The sequence below is a fragment of the Hoyosella rhizosphaerae genome, from assembly GCF_014643175.1.
In the GTDB taxonomy this organism is placed as follows: domain Bacteria; phylum Actinomycetota; class Actinomycetes; order Mycobacteriales; family Mycobacteriaceae; genus Lolliginicoccus; species Lolliginicoccus rhizosphaerae.
Window position 1 is genome coordinate 234,102 of record NZ_BMJH01000002.1, and the last position, 18,739, is coordinate 252,840.

Genomic DNA, 18,739 nt, shown 5'->3' on the forward strand with positions numbered 1-18,739 from the left:
ATCCGCTGCAATGAAAACATCCACGACCAACTTGATCAGCACAGCAACGCACTGCCCCTACTGCGGACTGCAGTGCGCGATGAAGATCACCCGTGATGACAGGGCAGCGGTGCCAGCGCGTTCCGCCACGGTGGAGGGGCGTCAGTTCCCCACAAACCGCGGCGGATTGTGCCAAAAAGGATGGACAAGTGCGGAACTGCTTCGAAACCCAGACCGCATTCTTACACCACTGCTTCGGCGGGGTTCCAGATTCGAGTCGGTGAGCTGGGAAGCTGCGCTTGACTACATTGCGGCAGGTTTTCAGGATGCGCAGCGCGTCAATGGTGCGGACGCCGTTGGGATGTTCGGCGGCGGGGGACTGACCAACGAAAAAGCCTACATGCTGGGTAAATTCACCAGGGTTGCGCTCGGTACCTCGAACATTGATTACAACGGTCGTTGGTGCATGTCGTCGGCCGCGGCTGCCGGGATCCGTTCGTTCGGTGTAGACCGTGGTCTTCCGTTTCCCGTCACAGACCTCACCGGCGCGAAAGCCATCCTCATATTTGGTGGCAATGTCGCAGAGACAATGCCGCCGTTCGTCGGGCACCTCAGCGCAGCAGCCAATGCAGGCGGGTTGATCGTCGTTGACCCGCGGCGCACTGCAACGGCGATGCGCGCCGAGGAAGGTGGCGGTCTTCACCTACAAGTGCAACCGGGCACTGACATGGCGCTCGCACTCGGGATGGCTCACATCGCCATCACCGAGGGGCATATCGACCGAACATACGTTGACACCCGAACTAAGGGCTATGACGAGTATTGGCCCGAAGTCGCGCAGTGGGACCCGAGTCGCACCGAACGAGTCACGGGTGTTCCTGTAGCGCAGATTCGTCGGGCCGTGGAGATCCTCGCCCATGCTAAGCGTGACGAAGTCGGGTCCTTCATCCTTACTGCACGGGGCGCCGAGCAACACGCCAACGGTACCGATACCGTCTCTGCGATCATCGGGCTTGCGCTCCTACTCGGGCTTCCGGGAAACCGTGGGAGCGGGTACGGGTGCATTACCGGTCAGGGCAACGGGCAAGGCGGGCGTGAACACGGCCAGAAGGCAGACCAACTTCCCGGGTATCGCAAAATAAACGACCCAGCCGCGCGGGCTCATGTTGCCGAAGTGTGGGGCGTGGATCCAGACAGTCTCCCCGGAGTAGGGAAGAGCGCCTACGAACTGCTTGACAGTCTTGGGCAACCTGGCGGCGTGAAGGCGCTGATGGTGCACGGTTCGAATATCGCACTTTCGGCGCCTAACGCGGGACATATCGTGGATCGGCTTCGCAGCCTCGACATGCTTGTGGTGTGTGACTTTGTGATGTCAGAGACCGCCGCGATGGCAGATGTTGTACTGCCAGTCCTCCAATGGGCTGAAGAAGAAGGAACCCTGACCAGCCTTGAAGGCCGCGTTCTCCGGCGCCGACGCGCAGTTGCCGCGCCTGAAGGCCCGCGCAGCGAACTTGAGGTGTGGCAGGAACTTGCAGTACGCCTGAACCAGCCCGCGCATCGCTTTCCCACAGAACCGCAGGTGGTTTTTGATGAGCTGCGCCGCGCGTCGAAGGGCGGGATTGCTGACTACAGTGGCGTGACCTACCAGCGGCTTGACGATGGTGAAGCCGTGCACTGGCCGTGCCCAGACACTGGCGAGGGAAACACTCCGCACCCTGGAACACCTCGGTTGTTCCTCGACGCTTTCGCCACGAGTGACGGCCGCGCGGCCTTCGTTTCCATTGCCTACGGCGGCCAAACCGAGCCGCTTGATAACGAGTTTCCGCTTCTTGCGATTACCGGTCGAGTGCTAGCGCACTACCAATCGGGGGCCCAAACGAGGCGAATCCGGGAACTATCCGACGCCGCGGGGGAAATGTTCGTTCAAGCTCACCCCGACACAGCCGAGCGGTGCGGTCTGCGTAACGGCGATTTAGCGCAATTGGTAAGCCGTCGTGGCACAACTCAGGCTCGTGTTCACTGCGACGAAACAATGCGCCTCGACACTGTGTTTATCCCGTTCCACTATCCCGACGCGGAACGCGCGAACTTGATAACCAACCCGGCGCTCGACCCAACAAGCAGGATGCCTGAGTTTAAGGTCAGCGCCGTCCGATTGGAGAACGCGACATGACCCCAGACCATACGTCTCCACGACACGTTGTCATCGTGGGCAACGGAATGGCAGGCGCCAGGCTCGCCGAGGAACTTCGCCGCCGAGAAATTGACCCTGCACGTCTCGCAGTCACGATCATCGGTGAAGAGCCACGAGCTGCGTACAACCGCATTCTGCTGTCCACTGTTCTAGCCGGTGGGTTAACAGCAAGAGAAACCAAACTCAAACCCGACAACTGGTACGCGCGCAACTCCATCTCCGTCCGCACTGGTGTCAAGGCCGAAAAAGTCGACCGTGACGCACGGCGGGTCTTTCTCAACGATGGTTCCACCGTCGACTATGACGAGCTAGTACTCGCCACAGGTAGCCGGTCGTTTGTGCCTCCGATGGCAGGTGCCTGCACCGAGGCTGGCGGTCTTGCCCCTGGGGTGGTGACATTCAGAACAGTTGACGACTGCGATGCGATCCTTGCCGCAACCCAGCCAGGAGCCAAGGTAGCAGTCTTGGGTGGTGGGCTTCTCGGACTTGAAGCAGCACGTGGAGTGCTGGGTCGGGGAGCGGATGTCACAGTAGTGCACTTGGCCAGCCATCCCATGGAACGCCAACTCGACACCGATGGCGGCGCAGTCCTCGCCAGGGTGCTTGAGGGCATGGGAATGCGTCTTGTACTGGGACAACACGCAACCGAGGTGCTGCGCGACGGCGACCGTGTGACAGGGTTGCGGCTTAAAGACGGTTCTACACTGGATGCCGATCTTGTGGTGATTTCGGCTGGTGTGCGCCCCAACCTCGACCTTGCTACTCAAGCCGGGATAGATATCGGCAGAGGAGTTCTGGTTGATGACACCCTCAAGACGAGTGACGAGCACATCTGGGCCATCGGTGAATGTGCCGAACATGATGGGGTTGTCTACGGACTGGTTCAACCTGCCTGGGAGCACGCCTCAGTAGTGGCAGGCCTGATCACAGGAACTGACCCCACCGCCTGCTACCACGGAACCTCGCAAACCACCCGTCTCAAGGCCCATGGGATCGACCTGGCATCGATGGGTGAAGTCAACGCGCTGATTCACGACCGCGACACAGAAGTAATGGCTCTCGCCGATCCGACCCGTGGCCGGTACGCCAAAGTGGTGGTCCGCGACAACAAACTTGTTGGCGCGGTGTTACTTGGCAATCCTGAGGTAACAGGAACCCTGACCCAATACTTCGACACCGGCATGACTGTGCCCAGTGATCGGATGGCTTTGCTGCTAGGCCGAGGCGCAGCGGGCCTAAACGAAGCGGCAAGTCCAGCAAATATGCCGGGGTCCGCTGTGGTCTGCAAATGCAACACCGTCACCAAGACGCGCATTACTGCTGCGTTCCGGGCTGGGGCGAGAGATACAAAAGCGATCGCAAGTGCGACGCGCGCCACAACTGGATGCGGCGGTTGCACCGGTGCAGTGGACGGATTGTGCGAATGGCTTAAAAAGGGCGACCCGGCCACGAAACACGACCGCAACGAAGCATCCATACCGTTGGAACATCAGCACGAAGAAGGAGCTGCATGATGCCAAAGAACATCGTTGTCGTCGGCCATGGAATGGTCGGTCACCGATTCATCGAAGCGCTCCGGGCACGCGATGAGCGGGACGAGTGGAAAATCACGGTCCTCTGCGAAGAGCCCGTGGCAGCCTACGACCGAGTCGCACTCTCGTCCTACGTCAACACCTGGGATTACAAAGAGCTTGCGCTCACCGGGAATGACTACGCTGGCGACTCCAGCGTTGAAGTTCGCCTCGGTGAACGGGGCGCGGTGATCGATTGCGATCAGCACACTGTGACGACCACCAGCGGTGCGGTAATCGAATACGACAAACTCGTACTTGCGACAGGCTCTTACGCTTTTGTCCCGCCAGTGCCGGGCAAGGATGCCGAGCGGTGCTTTGTCTACCGCACACTTGAAGACCTCGACAAGATCAGGGCTGCTGCCGAAGCTTCACCGGCTGGCGCAGTCGGTGTGGTGGTCGGTGGTGGGCTCCTTGGCCTCGAAGCCGCCAACGCACTCAAACTGTTGGGAATCACGCCACACGTTGTTGAACTTGCACCTCGGCTGATGCCACTGCAGGTCGACGAAGGCGGTGGTGCTCTGCTGAAGAGCCTTGTCACTGAACTAGGCCTTACAGTGCACACCGGTGTATCCACGGCGGGTATCACAGAAAACGAAGACGGCACCCTCGTGGTGGAATTGTCCGATGGATCCACCATCGACGCGTCTCTGCTTGTTTTCTCCGCAGGCGTTCGCCCCCGTGATGAACTTGCGCGCACATCCGGTATCGAAGTAGGGGAGCGCGGTGGAATCATCACCGACCTCGGCTGCCAAACCTCTAACGACGACGTATTTGCTATCGGTGAAGTCGCCGCGATTGAGGGACGTTGTTACGGCCTAGTCGGTCCTGGCTACGCCACAGCAGAAGTTGTCGCGGATCGCCTCCTCGGTGGCACGGCAGAGTTCCCAGGCGCGGACCTGTCTACCAAACTGAAGCTACTCGGCGTTGACGTCGCAAGCTTCGGTGACGCATTTGCTACCACACCGGGCGCGCTCGAAGTCGTTTTCAGTAATCCGGCTGCGGGCACCTACGCCAAGATCGTCGTGTCTGACGATGCAAAAACGCTGCTCGGTGGCATCCTCGTCGGCGACGCCAGCGCATACGCATCACTGCGACCTATGGTGGGACGCGAGCTACCTGGTGATCCTGCCGGGTTGATCGCCCCGGCCGGTGGCGGTGCAGCCGAGGTCGGAACGTCCGCACTTCCCGACGATGCGCAGATCTGTTCCTGTAACGCCGTCACCAAGGGTGATATCTGCGGGGCCATCGAAAACGGTGCTTGCGATGTTGCTTCAGTGAAGTCCTGCACCAAAGCGGGAGCCTCGTGCGGTGGATGTCTGCCGCTAGTGAAGAAACTCCTCGCCGATTCGGGCGTCGAGATGTCGAAAGCACTGTGCGAGCACTTCAACCACTCGCGACAGGAGCTATTCCAGATCGTTCAAATGACTGGGATTCGCACCTTCTCCGAACTCGTCGAAAAGCACGGCTGCGGCAAAGGCTGCGATATCTGCAAGCCAACTGTGGCATCCATCCTCGCGTCGACGAGCAGCGAGCACATTCTGGATGGCGAGCAAGCCGCGCTGCAAGATACGAACGACCACTTCCTTGCAAACATGCAGAAAAACGGAACCTACTCTGTGGTTCCGCGCATGCCAGGTGGCGAAGTCACCGCTGACCAATTGATTGTCATCGGGCAGGTCGCCAAGGAATTCGACCTGTACGTGAAGGTCACCGGTGGCCAGCGCATCGACTTGTTCGGCGCGCGCGTTGAACAACTGCCTCAGATTTGGCAGCGGCTCGTAGACGTCGGAATGGAATCAGGCCACGCCTACGGCAAGTCACTTCGCACTGTGAAAAGCTGCGTAGGGTCCTCCTGGTGCCGCTACGGGCAGCAAGATTCCGTCAAGATGGCCGTCGACCTTGAAAAGCGCTACCGCGGGTTGCGCTCGCCCCACAAAATCAAGCTCGCGGTGTCGGGATGTGCCCGCGAATGCGCCGAGGCGCGAGGCAAAGACGTCGGCGTCATCGCGACCGAACGTGGCTGGAACCTCTACGTCGGAGGAAACGGTGGTCAGACACCGAAGCACGCAGAACTTCTGGCCACTGATCTCGACGACAAGACACTCATCAGCTACATCGACCGCTACCTCATGTTCTACGTCCGCACCGCTGATCGTTTGCAGAGGACAGCGCCGTGGCAGGAATCGCTCGAGGGTGGCCTCGACTACGTTCGCCAGGTGGTGTGTGAAGACAGCCTTGGCCTTGCCGAGGAACTTGAAGCAGCAATGGACCGCCACGTCGCTGGATACAAGGACGAATGGGCCGGAGTTCTCGAAGACCCAACCAAACTGTCCCGGTTTGTGTCATTCGTGAACGCACCCGACCAGGCCGACCCCACGATCCAGTTCGCCGAAAACGACGGTCGCAAGGTTCCCGTCAGCCTCGGGATGCCCGAGTTGCCCGCACCATCAACACCAGGGGTGAAGTGATGACAGCACTAGAATTTCGCGAACACACAACGGACAGCGCCGACGGCTGGACCGCAGCATGTGAATACGATTTCCTTATCCCGAATCGTGGTGTAGCTGTGCTCCTGCCGGGTGGTGAACAAGTTGCGCTGTTCCGGCTTGACGATGGAACGCTCCACGCCGTTGGCAACATGGACCCATTCGCAGGCGCTGCGGTGATGTCACGCGGCATCGTGGGCGACCGCAAGGGCGTCACGGTAGTAGCGTCACCGCTGCTTAAGCAAGCATTCTCCTTGGAGACTGGGCAGTGCCTCGATGACGAGACAAAGTCCCTGCCAGTTTACGAAGTGCGCGTGAGCAATGGGACTGTTTATATCCGCCCAGGCGATTCGCGGCTCCTCAACAAAGTAACGTGAACACTGTGTCCGCAGAGTCAAGCACCGTCAATCCCGCAGCAGGGCCAGTAGCAGGCGGACCTGATGACAAACCCGCCGCGCTAGCTGGGTTCACCATTGGTATCACCGCCGCACGACGAGCCGAAGAATTCGCCACTCTACTCGAGCGGCGCGGAGCTCATATCGTGCAAGCCCCTGCTATTCGTATCATCCCTCTGATAGACGATACGGAGCTTAGGCGAGCAACCGAGACGGTCATTTCCAATCCACCCGATATCACTGTTGCGACGACTGGCATCGGGTTTCGGGGCTGGGTGGAAGCCGCCGACAACTGGGCGCTTGGCGAAACGCTGCTTGACGCGCTGACAGCATCTCGAGTGCTCGCACGAGGGCCGAAAGCCAAAGGTGCAATACGTGCCGCGGGTCTGCGTGAAGAGTGGTCACCTGAATCTGAATCGTCGGCTGAAGTACTTGACCACCTGCTCGAAGAAGGTGTCGAAGGTAAACGCATCGCGGTTCAACTGCACGGTGCCACGACGGAGTGGGAACCGATACCTGACTTCTGCGAAGTGATGCGTAGCGCAGGAGCGGAAGTAATTCCCGTTCCGGTGTACCGCTGGCTCCCGCCAAAGGACCCATCGCAGCTTGACCGGATGATCGAACTAGCCATTAATGGTGAACTCGACGCGATCACCTTCACCAGTGCACCCGCCGTGGCGTCCCTTTTGGGGCGAGCACAAGACACCCATGTACTTGAGCTTCTGCTTAATGCGATGCGTACTCGGGTCATTGCTTTTAGCGTCGGGCCAGTCACCGCAGCGCCGCTGGAGGCGCTCGGAGTCCCCACTACTGAGCCGCACCGGGCACGGTTGGGTGCACTTGCGCGGCATATCGCAGACGAACTGCCTCGCAGAGCACGAAACCTTCAGGCCGGGGGCCATCACATCAGCCTCCGCGGTAGTTGCGTTGTTGTCGACGGCGCAGTGAAGCAAGTTCCACCCGCTTCGTTGTCGATCATGCGTGCGCTCGCGAAACGACCCGGAATGGTGGTATCACGCGAAGATCTTTTGGCGGTGTTGCCTGGAGCTGGGGGAGACACGCACGCTGTTGAAACGGCGGTTGCTCGGTTGAGAGCAGCGATCGGTGCGCCTAAAGTGGTGCAAACTGTCGTCAAACGTGGATATCGACTAGCGCTTGATCCAGTAGACACACACCCAACGGAGGACCGATGAAGGCAGCGCAAGGCACGCACCGCAGCCCCGGTGACCTCACTGGGCGGACCTTGGTACTCGTAGCGCACGGAACTCGAAACCCGCGCGGCGTCGAAATTGTCGCCAAGGTTGCTGAAGCTGTGGCGGAAAAAGTGGGACCGACACGAGTCGCATTTGTCGACGTGTTGGGTCCGTCGCCATCAGAAGCATTACGCCAGGTTCCAGGCCCGGCTGTGGTGGTGCCTGCGTTCCTCGCCTCGGGCTATCACGTCCGCGTTGATGTTCCGACTGAAGTCGAAGCGAGCCGTCACAACGACGTCCTGGTGACAGCGGCTTTGGGCCCAGACCCTATTCTCGCGGAGATTCTCCACGAACGCCTACGCGAAGCAGGATGGCGTCCAGGGGATGCTGTTGTTATGGCAGCGGCAGGGTCGTCCGACGACCGCGCTCTCGGTGATGTGGGTGAAGCTGCCGACATGCTCAGCACTTTGATTGGCGCCCCCGTCGCAGTCGGTTACGTTGCTACAGCACAGCCACGGATCGCGGACGTCGTCGAAAAGGTGCGTCGTGACACAGGGCGTCGAGTGTTTATCGCGACATACCTCCTCGCGGAGGGACTGTTCCATACCAAATTGCTTGCGGCAGGAGCAGACGGCGTTGCGGACCCCATCGGGGTGCACCCGCGACTCGTTGACCTTGTATGCGCTCGCATGGGGATACAGGATGCACAATCCACAACTGCGATGTCGATGCGCAGCAGGTTCTCCCGCACTGCACCGCGCCAGTGGCCGATCAATTTGCGCCCATCAAGCTTGCGCTCATCGCGGATAGCCAAGTTCGTTTACTCGTCGAAGTAATGAATGTGGCGTCTCATATCGACGCGTCTATCGACGACCGTAACCCCCTCGGCGCGTAGCAGCGCTTCTTGCTCGCGGGCGTTGGGGCTAGCAAGCTTCCCATCTGCGCGGATCACTCGATACCACGGAACGTCGTGGCCATCGGTGCGCAGAATCGTCCCGACGAATCGCGGATTGGACAGCCCACAGTGCCGGGCGAGTTCGCCATATGTGGTGACGCTCCCCGGCGGGATTTGTTCCACGGATGCACGCACCAACTCGACGTGCGTTTCGGTGATTCCGCCGGTGCGAGTCATTGCGGTGCGAGTTGTCGCGCGATGTCGCGTATTGCCGTTGCTATCAACTCTGGTTTCTCGTGCGTCACCATATGGTCGCTGTCGACGTCGATCAAGGTGAGGTGGTCGCCGAGCGCGGCACGAAGAGTCGTGATTGCCGCCGGTGTGACAAATGGCGGAGACTGCCGTGTAGCGCGCAGGAGGGTTGTGGGGATTGGTTTGGCAGGAGCGACGGTTGGTCGTGCAAGTTCTCCGAAGCCCGTAATGATTGCCGGAACGCATATTCGCCAGTTCATTCGTCCGGTGGGGAGCTTCACGAGATGTTCCTTCAACTCAGCGTCAAGTAGTTCTGGTGGCACGTTCCGCCACGCTCCATTGACCTTGTCCTGTCGAGCCTCTTCAGCGCTCGCATAGTCGGGGGAGGCCACGGTGGCTTCTGTGAGTGATCGTATCCAGGGCGGCGACACCTCGATAGCAGGATCAACGAGCACCAAACCGTGGATCAGTTCTGGGCAGGTTTTGGCTAGGTGGAGCGCTACGGCACCACCAAATGAGTGTCCCACGACGATGGTGTGGTCATTTTTGTTAAGAAATCTCTGTAAATCTGCGACGTGCCTTTCCAGGTTCCATGGCGGATCCCATGGTGAAAAACCGTGGCCGCGCAGGTCGGGTGCGGTGACCTCGTATTCCGGAATGTGGTTACGGGCAAATGTTTCCCACCGCTGGCCGTGTCCGGTGAGCCCATGCAGGGCAAGCACTTTCGGGACGGCTTCGCTTATTGATGCAGGTTGGGACGGTAAAAATTTATGAAAATGCAGCGAACCTGTAGTGTGTGACACGGAGCGCATCGATTCCTAACGTGTATTGCGGATCACAACAGCTGTGGGGTGGCACGTTTGCGAATCTACTGCACTAGCAGCACAACTTAAGACGAGTCATGCTGCCGAATTAACACGGCAGCAATATGAGCCAATGTAGCCTGATAACAACGTGATCACACTATGCAAACATGTGTGTCTAAAGATTGTTGGGTAGGGAAGTTTACGAGTGAAAACACGTAGTGCGTGCACCGGGCAGTTCGCCGCAGACGTGCAAGTGAAGGAGCGCCTGAAATGAATGACGCGCCACGCGACAAGAAGTCAGCTGACCAGCAATCAAAAACTGCGGCCGACCGCGGTCCCATGCGTGTGCACGGTGACAAGCGCGCGGCACGTGTTCCGCTCTCACTCGCGGAACAACGACTGTGGCTCATCAATCGTTTCGACCCGACCAACCCGGTGCACAACATCCCGGTGTCGGTGGAGCTCATTGGTGCACTCAACATTGGTGCACTCGGTAGAGCGCTCAGCGACGTTCTCACTCGTCATGAAATGCTCCGTACACTGTTTCCCGCATCTGCTGATGGTCCCTACCAGGTTTCAGTTCCTGCCGCAGAGGTGACTGCTGATGCGACGCCAGTCAAGATCGGGATCACAGAAGATCCGCTAGATGCCATTGAGCGCTTCGTCGAAGCAGGTTTTGACCTCACCCGTGAAATCCCATTTCGGGTCCGGGTATTCGAGCTCGGCCCAGACGAGTACATTCTCACGATCGTCGTGCACCACATTGCAGTAGACCGGACATCGATGAAACAACTCATCGGCGACCTCCTGCATGCCTATGAATCCCGATGTGCTGACCGTGCCCCATGCTGGACTGAGCTGACCGTTCAGTACTCGGATTACGCTTTGTGGCAGCGCGAAATCCTCGGCGAAGAAGCTGACCCGACAAGCGTGACCGCACAAGAGATTGCGTTCTGGCGTGCGGAGCTTGCTGGCGCAGCGGACGTTCTTGATCTTCCGCTCGATCACCCGCGCCCTGAGTTTCAAAGCCTGCACGGTAAGCCCGTGGACTTCTATCTCAGCGCTAGTACCCATGCCAGTGTGCGCGCCCTCGCGGAGTCGCAAGGTGTATCGGTATTCTCCGTCATGCAGAGTGTCCTGACGATTTTGCTATCGAAGCTGTGCGGAACAGACGACGTCATTATCGGAACAACCGTCGACACCCGGGTCAATGACTCTCTGGCGCCCATTGTGGGAATGTTCGGCAACACCATCGCCCTACGTAACCGAATGGTTGACACTGAGTCGTTCGCCGACCTGCTGGCGCGTGTTCACGAACGCAGCACTGATGCCTTCACCAACGCGGAAACCCCGTTTGAACGTCTTCTTGATGTGTTGGCCGTGAAGCGGTCCACGTCGCACCACCCGGTGTTCCAGGTCTCTTTGTCAGTGCATCCGGACAACGAGTATTCGGTGACAATCGACGATCTTGATATTGCCATTGGTACGTTGGAGGTTAAGTCCGCTGACTGCGATTTGGAGTTTGTCCTAACTGAGACAGTGGACGCCGACGGTGCGGGTGCGGGCATTGCATGTTCCTTGGTCTACGCGGTGGATCTCTTCGACGAGTCCACAGTGGTTGGCATTGTGCAACGGTTCCAAACTCTGCTCAACGCGCTCGTAGCTGACACGGATACTCCAATTTGTGACATCAACGTGCTCACGGAGCGGGAACGTGGGTTGCTTCTGCCGCAACGAAGCATCCTTCACCGCTCGCTTGATCGCGCATTGCGTGTTGGTTCGCCTCGCCCTCACTCGGCGTTACCGTCTGGACGGCGAAGCGACTCGTCGATTGGCTCCGTTGTAGGTGAGGTATCGACTCGTGTGGCGACGACCAAAGCCGCGGCGGGCGACCTCGCTTTGGCGCTTCTGAGCTACGCCGCAGGCAAAATGGACTCATCCTCCGCACAGAACCTCGCTGACAGTGTGATGCCGGACGCTAAGCGGCATAAAGTTCGCGAAATCACGGCCTGAGCAGTCGCTAGCTTCAGCTGTACATCGCAGACGGCTCCGCCCGACTAGCAATCTTTGCGCGGAGCTAAATGTCAGACCCGCGTGATTGCATAGGTGCATGTCAGTGAAAATCGCGGCGGTTGACGGTGTCAATCTCAACCTTGTCGGCGCCCCGGCTGCCCGCGTGGTTGCCCGCGAGTGGGGCGATGATGTCGCGCGCATTTTTCGGAGTGTGACATCCGAACAGCCTCGGGGTGCACAGCAAAAATGGACCCCATTCCACGTTCTTGGTGGTCCAGGTACCGGAAAATCCTCGTTGATTTCCGAGCTCGTCGTTGCGGCAATGCAAGCGGGTGTTGACCCAGAGTCCATCCTTGTATTGACGCCATCACGCGATGCGGCGACGGCAATGCGTGATCTCATCAGCGACGGCATCGTCACAGCCGCGTTTCCTGAGACACCCCGAGCGACGCGTGAGCCCATGGTTCGCTCCGTGCATTCCTACGCCTTCGCGGTGTTGCGCATGCAAGCGACAGCACACGGCAATCCACCTCCGCGCCTGATAACTAGCGGCGAACAGGATGCTGTGTTCCGTGATCTTCTTGCGGGCGACATCGAGGATGGGGCCACATACTGGCCCGCAGAGTTACGCCCAGCTCTCGGGCTTGATGGCTTCGCTTCAGAACTGCGCGACCTTATTCGGCGAGCAAGCGAAAGAGGCCTAGGCCCCGACGAATTACGGGCACTAGGCAAAGCCCATAAGCGGCCGGTATGGGTCGCGGCAGGAACATTCGCGAAAGTCTATGAGCACGTCATGATGCTGCGTGGGTCTGTGGGCATGGAAGCCCCGCAAGCAACAGCTCCAGCCTTAGATGCGGCAGAACTTGTAAGCGCGGCGGTTACGGCATTGATGTCGGATCCGACTCTGCGTGAAAGTGAGCAGCAACGAGTCCGATATCTCTTTGTTGATGATGCCCAGCACCTTGACCCTCAAGCGGCGCTACTCGTTCGCAGTATTGGTGAGGCAGCCGCGTTTGCTCTTCTTACCAGCGATAGTGATCAGGCGATCTATCGGTTTCGCGGGGCAAGCGCCGGGTTTCTCGAATCAATCGTTGATGCAGCGTCGGACAGGCGGATAGTCCTGACAACCTCGCACCGCATGCCGGAGCGAATAGCTGGCGTAGCTGCTCGTATCGGTGCCCGGTTGCCCGGAGCTCAGCCTCAGCGCGGGCCGCGCGCACGAACGCACGGCGATTCGGATGGCTATGTCGACATTAAGGTGTTGCCGACACAGGCCCGTGAAGCCGCTGCGATTGCCGATACCCTTCGCCGTGCCCACCTCATCGACGGAGTGCCGTGGTCCGAGATGGCGGTGATCGTCCGTTCGGTGCCCTCCCTGTCCGCTCCGCTTCGACGGGCGCTGACAGCCGCAGGTGTTCCAGTGAGCACTCCAGTTCCTGAACAACCACTGGCGATGCAACGTGTCGCAAAGTCACTTCTGCTAGTGCTGCAAGCGGTTGGCTCGTCAGGTGCTGCGTTGTCCTTTGACGACGTACTCACCCTGTTGTCAGGTCCGATTGGGGGAGCGGACCCGCTATTGTTGCGCCGATTGCGCAGAGGTGTGCGACGTGTGGAGGTGGCCAGGGGTGGCGATAGTGACTCCGCGACGTTGCTGCACGGCATTGTTGTGGAGGCGGTGAGGAATGATGCAGTGGCGAATGACGAGTCCGACACTGCTGCCGCAATCCTTGCGGGCCTCACAAAAACAGAGGCGGAACCACTTCATCGACTCCGGCGTGTCCTTTCCAAAGCGCACATAACAGCGAACCGCGGTCGCCGGATTGAAGAAGTCTTGTGGGCGGCATGGGACGCGACAGGACTGCAGAAAAAATGGCTCAGCAGCGCACTAAGGGGAGGTTCACAGGGCGCGCAAGCAGATCGGGACCTAGATGCCGTCGTGGCGTTGTTCGACACCGCCGCGCACTATGTTGACCGCCTTCCCGCTGCGTCGTTAGGCAGCTTCGTCGAATACGTTAACCAACAACACATCGCAGCTCAGCCGTACCAGCAGTCACAAGCTCACAACGACACCGTGACATTGCTGAGTGCCCACGCATCCGCTGGGAAGGAATGGGACGTCGTGGCCGTCGCCGGTGTGCAAGAAGGCTTATGGCCCTCCCTTCGCGGCCGCAGCAGCCTGCTCGGTGTTGAGGATCTAGACGACGTTCTTGAACGCGACTACACGTCCGAGCCTGAATCGCAGGTTTCCCGGCTAGCACCGATCCTCACCGATGAGCGCAAGCTCTTCCTAGTGGCATGTACGCGAGCCCGGCAGCGTCTACTCATAACATCCGTCGAATCGATCACCGGCGATGCGGACCTTGTTCCATCCCGCTTCCTGGCAGACCTTCAACCAGAATTGATCGACCGCACAGGCGACGTCGGCTACACCTCAAGCGGTGACGGTGAGCGCACAGTACTTGCCCTCCCCGCGCTCGTCGCACGCCTGCGCGCCGTTGTTTGTTCGGACGACGAAACAGATGACCGGCGCGGCAACGCCGCAACCCAACTGGCGCGGCTCGCGGCAGCCGGAGTGCCCGGCGCTCACCCGCGTGATTGGTACGGACTTGCCTCCTTGAGCACAACTACGTCGTTATGGGAAGACGACGGTTCGCCGATATCGCTGTCACCATCAGTAGTGGAAGTACTGCTCCAATGCCCACTCCGATGGATGCTGACCCAGCACGGCGGATCGGACAATGACAAGCTCAGTGCCGTCAAGGGGACAGTGGTGCACACCCTTGCGCAAGCCGTTGCGGGTCGACTGCCGGACGAACAAATCAATGAGGCCTTAGAGCGGTCATGGAGCGCACTCGATCTTGGGGCACCCTGGTTCGCGGAACATGAGCAAGCCCGCGCGAAATCGATGCTGGACAATTTTCGTTCGTGGCTGGCCTCATCGCGTGGCGAGTTCACGGAAGCTGGAGTTGAAGTCGCGATTGACGGCGTACTCACCTCGACGGAGGGCGAAGGGCCATCAGTGCGGTTGCGTGGTCGGATCGACAGGCTTGAACATGACAGCGAAGGACGACCCGTCATCGTTGATATCAAGACGGCCAAACAAGCGGTGTCGAATGCGGACGCTGCAGAACACGCTCAGCTAGCTACCTACCAAGTCGCGGCTGAACAAGGCCTCATCAGCGGCGAGGCTGCTGAATCCGGCGGCGCACATTTGCTGTTCATCGCCCAAAGCAACAAGAAGACTGGTGCAACGCAGCGTTCGCAGCCACCCCTCACCGACGAACTGCGCAAGGCATGGGTCGAGCGAATACAGGACGCTGCCCGAGCAACAAAGGGACCAGAGTTCCGGGCTTGCATCAACGACGGATGCACCCATTGCCCTGTGCGAACGTCATGTCCAGTGCACGAAGAAGGACGGCAGGTCACAGCACCTTGAGTAACAAGCCGCAGACTAACAAGCCTGTGAAGCGACATCCGTCATCCGCGTCGTTTTCCAACGCCCGATTCACCCCCACACAACTCGCGCGCGCCCTCGGGCAGTTCCCACCCACGGACGAACAGCATGCAGTGATTACCGCGCCCGCTTCACCTGTTTTGGTTGTCGCGGGGGCAGGCGCGGGCAAAACCGAGACCATGGCTGGGCGCGTTGTGTGGCTGGTCGCGAACGGTTTCGTTAGCCCAGAAGACATCCTGGGACTGACCTTCACCCGCAAGGCCGCTCAGCAACTCAGCCAGCGCATTCGTGTCCGGTTGTCGCGGCTAGCGGGATCGGAACTCCTGCGCGACGCAGACCCGACCGGCGCGCTACGCACCAAGATCACTGTGAGCGAACCCGATGTCAGCACCTACCACGCATACGCCGGTCGATTGCTCGCCGAGCACGGACTTCGATTGCCGATCGAACCATCAGCAACATTGCTGTCGGCAACAGAATTGTGGCAAGTCGCATTCCGCGTAGTGAATACCTGGAGTGAACCACTAGACATAGCCCATACCCCGGCAACCGTCACCAACACAGTGCTGGCCCTATCAAGTGCGCTCGATGAACACCTCGTAGAACTCGACCAACTAGAGGCGGACGAACATAGCCTCGAAAAGCTGATCGAGAATCTCCCACCAGGACCGAAGCAACGCGCAACTCCCAATCAGGACCTACTCAGTATCCTGGAGGTGCAGCGGCAACGCCGCCAACTGGTCCCGCTGGTACGCGCGCTCCGCGACACATTGCGACAAGAAGGCGCCCTCGACTTCGGCAGTCAGATGTCCCTCTCCGCTCGGGTAGCGCAACTACATCCCGAGGTTGGTGTCAGTGAACGCGCTCGCTACAGAGTTGTCCTGCTTGACGAGTACCAAGACACAGGGCATTCGCAACGCATCCTGCTGTCTTCTCTGTTTGGCAAAGGGCAAGACCATGCTCTGGCGGTAACAGCGGTCGGCGACCCGGTCCAATCCATTTATGGCTGGCGAGGCGCGTCGGCGGCGAACTTGCCGCGTTTTATAACCGACTTTCCACGCAAGGGCAACCGACCAGCTACACGGCTCGAACTGCTGACGAGTTGGCGAAACCCAGAGCGGGCACTTGATGTGGCAAACAGTGTATCTGGACCACTCCGCGATCGAGGTGTGCCAGTCAGCATCCTGAAGGCACGCCCAGATGCCCCAGCCGGCGACATCACACTGTCGCTGTGGACCGATGTCGAAGCAGAACGCAACTGGATAGCTGACCAGATAGCCGATCGGCATCGCGACGCGATCACACACGGCCAACCACCCCCAACCACTGCGGTATTGCTGCGCCGAAATAAGGATTCGGCACCCATAGCTGAAGCGCTTCGGCAACGCGGAATACCCGTGGAAGTGGTGGGACTCGGCGGGCTTCTCGACACACCCGAAGTGCAAGACCTCATCGCGATGCTTCGACTTATCGCGGATCCCTTGGCGGGCACTGCCGCGATACGTGTGCTCACCGGGGCGCGGTGGAGGATAGGAGCCGCCGATATTGCGGCCTTGTGGCAACGTGCCAGGAAACTGGCGCTCGGCCAGGGGCGCGCGGTGCCTGGCGAAGTGCGCACGGCAGCTGAACTCAATGACGCGCTCGACGAAGCGTTGCCTGGTGAACTCGCTGAACAAGCAGGGATCGCCGACGCGATCTCTGACCCAGGTGATGCGAAACAATACTCAACTGATGGATACCGCAGAATCACCAGGCTCGGCAACGAGCTGTCGCAGTTGCGCGAACGAATCGGGCAGCCACTGACGGAACTGGTTGCCGACGTTGAACGCACACTGAACCTCGGTATTGAGTCTGAAGCGCGCTGCCACAGCGGAATCGAAGCGGGCGGAGCGGGGCGGGAACACCTCGACGCATTCGCCGACGTCGTGTCCCACTACGCGCGAAACTCAGCCGCCACCCTCCCCGGGATGCTCGCATACTTCGACGCGGCCGCAAAGGTCGAAAAGGGTCTAAAGCCGGGGGAAATAAGCGTGGCACCGGATCGGGTGCAGATCTTAACCACCCATTCTGCGAAAGGTTTGGAATGGGAGGTAGTTGCCATCCCACACCTCACCGATGGCGTGTTTCCCACCAGCCGCCAGTCGTCAACCTGGCTGAGCGCTACGCAAGAACTACCGTCGCATCTGCGCGGGGACCGCGCTGACCGCACCTATGATCGCCGAACTGGTGAACTCACAGAACCTGCCTCATCGGAGGGCGTGCCGATTTTGCACCTCGACGATGTGACCCACCGCAAACAGCTTGAGGAGGCGCTCGAACAGCATAAGGCGGCGTTCGCTGAACGGGGGCTTGATGAGGAACGCCGCCTGTTCTACGTGGCGCTAACCAGAACCGAACGATCCCTTTTGCTATCAGGCCACCACTGGAGTGAAGGCACGCAAAAACCACGCGGGCCGTCCATATTTTTGAACGAAGTAAAAGAACTCGGCGACACCACGCTGAGCGCCGCCATTTCCGTAGCCCATTGGGCGCCCGCACCACCTGAGGGCGAATCCAACCCGCTGTCGGCAGAGCCTGTGATCGAGAACTGGCCGGTCGACCCACTCGGTCAGCGGAGAGACTCGGTTTCCGACGGCGCTCGCCGAGTGCGTGCCGCATTGAAAACCCTGAAGTCGGATCAAACGACCCCGGATCCAACGACAGAGAGTGTGGCATCAGTAGAACTCGAAGTAGCTGATCCGCAGGGCGACGAAGAGTCGCGCCAGTGGGCAGAAGACGTCGATGCACTACTAACGGAACGCGAACAGCACCGCACCCGCGATGTCAGCGTCGTACTGCCTCGCCACCTCTCAGTCAGCAACATCGTCATGCTCGCGAGCGATCCCTACGATCTCGCGGTGCGATTGCGTCGGCCATTGCCGTTCCCACCCAACCCACTTGCTCGACGGGGAACCGCATTCCACGCGTGGCTTGAGCGTCGATTCAGTGCGACGCGCCTAATTGACCTCGATGAATTGCCTGGTGCCGCTGATATCGACGAACAAGTAGACGACGATCTTGAGCGCTTGCAAGAAGCGTTCGAACGGTCAAAATGGGCACTCCGTAGTCCCACAGAAGTGGAGGTCCCGTTCGAAACTGTCCTCGGCGGAACTGTATTGCGCGGTCGAATTGACGCAGTATTCCGCGATAAGGACGGAGGTTGGACAGTCGTCGACTGGAAAACAGGAAAGGAAGCGGGCCCGAGGGATGAGCACGCTGCCGCAATGCAACTCGCCGCGTATCGGATTGCGTGGGCCGACCTGATGAGCGCCCGGGGCACCCCCGTTGACCCAGAATCTGTGCGAGCGGCGTTCCATTACGTAAGGTCGAACAACACAGTTGCCCCTCAATCACTTCCAGGGCGGGCTACCTTATTGAAGATGCTGGAAAATCCAGGCGACACTGACCATGCTGTTCGGTTGCGTCGCGACGAGTTAACAAAAGACGATTAGGCTCATT

Annotated in this window: 11 protein-coding genes; 9 read left to right on the forward strand and 2 right to left on the reverse strand. The window is 59.5% G+C overall.

Translation table 11 applies throughout. The annotated features are described in order from the left end of the window. Positions 1-10: 10 nt before the first annotated feature. From IEW73_RS09275 to IEW73_RS09300, 6 genes are read left to right on the forward strand one after another with little or no spacing between them, the layout of a single operon-like run. Positions 11-2,152 carry a molybdopterin oxidoreductase family protein gene (locus IEW73_RS09275; protein ID WP_188673682.1) on the forward strand — a complete coding sequence of 714 codons (2,142 nt, stop codon included), beginning with the start codon at positions 11-13 and terminating at the stop codon, positions 2,150-2,152. Further along, positions 2,149-3,687 (forward strand): FAD-dependent oxidoreductase, encoded by a 1,539-nt coding sequence (locus IEW73_RS09280; RefSeq protein ID WP_188673685.1) that lies wholly within the window; start codon positions 2,149-2,151, stop codon positions 3,685-3,687. Before IEW73_RS09275 ends, IEW73_RS09280 begins: the two co-directional genes overlap by 4 nt. Continuing rightward, positions 3,684-6,215 (forward strand): nitrite reductase large subunit NirB, encoded by a 2,532-nt coding sequence (gene nirB / locus IEW73_RS09285; RefSeq protein WP_188673688.1) that lies wholly within the window; start codon positions 3,684-3,686, stop codon positions 6,213-6,215. Before IEW73_RS09280 ends, nirB begins: the two co-directional genes overlap by 4 nt. Further along, on the forward strand, positions 6,215-6,610 hold the full coding sequence (nirD, locus tag IEW73_RS09290; protein ID WP_188673690.1) for a nitrite reductase small subunit NirD: 396 nt from the start codon (positions 6,215-6,217) through the stop codon (positions 6,608-6,610). Before nirB ends, nirD begins: the two co-directional genes overlap by 1 nt. A 5-nt stretch (positions 6,611-6,615) precedes the next feature. Next, entirely contained in the window at positions 6,616-7,821 is a 1,206-nt protein-coding gene (locus IEW73_RS09295; protein ID WP_188673694.1) for a uroporphyrinogen-III synthase, read from the forward strand. After that, the gene (locus tag IEW73_RS09300; protein ID WP_188673698.1) at positions 7,818-8,657 is read left to right on the forward strand and encodes a sirohydrochlorin chelatase; all 840 of its coding nucleotides are present in this window, start codon (positions 7,818-7,820) and stop codon (positions 8,655-8,657) included. Before IEW73_RS09295 ends, IEW73_RS09300 begins: the two co-directional genes overlap by 4 nt. On the opposite strand, the gene IEW73_RS09305 is transcribed toward IEW73_RS09300, so the two are convergent. Further along, entirely contained in the window at positions 8,642-8,953 is a 312-nt protein-coding gene (locus tag IEW73_RS09305; RefSeq protein ID WP_188673701.1) for an MGMT family protein, read from the reverse strand. The genes IEW73_RS09300 and IEW73_RS09305 overlap by 16 nt on opposite strands. Further along, positions 8,950-9,771, reverse strand: coding sequence for an alpha/beta fold hydrolase (locus tag IEW73_RS09310; RefSeq protein WP_229675890.1), 822 nt, complete (start codon positions 9,769-9,771; stop codon positions 8,950-8,952). The genes IEW73_RS09305 and IEW73_RS09310 overlap by 4 nt, the downstream gene beginning before the upstream one ends. Positions 9,772-10,044: 273 nt before the next feature. Here IEW73_RS09310 and IEW73_RS09315 point away from each other — a divergent pair, with 273 nt between their 5' ends. The 3 genes from IEW73_RS09315 to IEW73_RS09325 all read left to right on the forward strand — a co-directional run bounded on the left by IEW73_RS09315 (position 10,045) and on the right by IEW73_RS09325 (position 18,732). Further along, positions 10,045-11,787, forward strand: coding sequence for a condensation domain-containing protein (locus IEW73_RS09315; RefSeq protein ID WP_188673707.1), 1,743 nt, complete (start codon positions 10,045-10,047; stop codon positions 11,785-11,787). Positions 11,788-11,884: 97 nt separating this feature from the next. Continuing rightward, the gene (locus IEW73_RS09320; protein WP_188673710.1) at positions 11,885-15,223 is read left to right on the forward strand and encodes an ATP-dependent helicase; all 3,339 of its coding nucleotides are present in this window, start codon (positions 11,885-11,887) and stop codon (positions 15,221-15,223) included. Further along, positions 15,154-18,732 carry an ATP-dependent helicase gene (locus IEW73_RS09325; protein ID WP_372433581.1) on the forward strand — a complete coding sequence of 1,193 codons (3,579 nt, stop codon included), beginning with the start codon at positions 15,154-15,156 and terminating at the stop codon, positions 18,730-18,732. Before IEW73_RS09320 ends, IEW73_RS09325 begins: the two co-directional genes overlap by 70 nt. Positions 18,733-18,739: the final 7 nt, after the last annotated feature.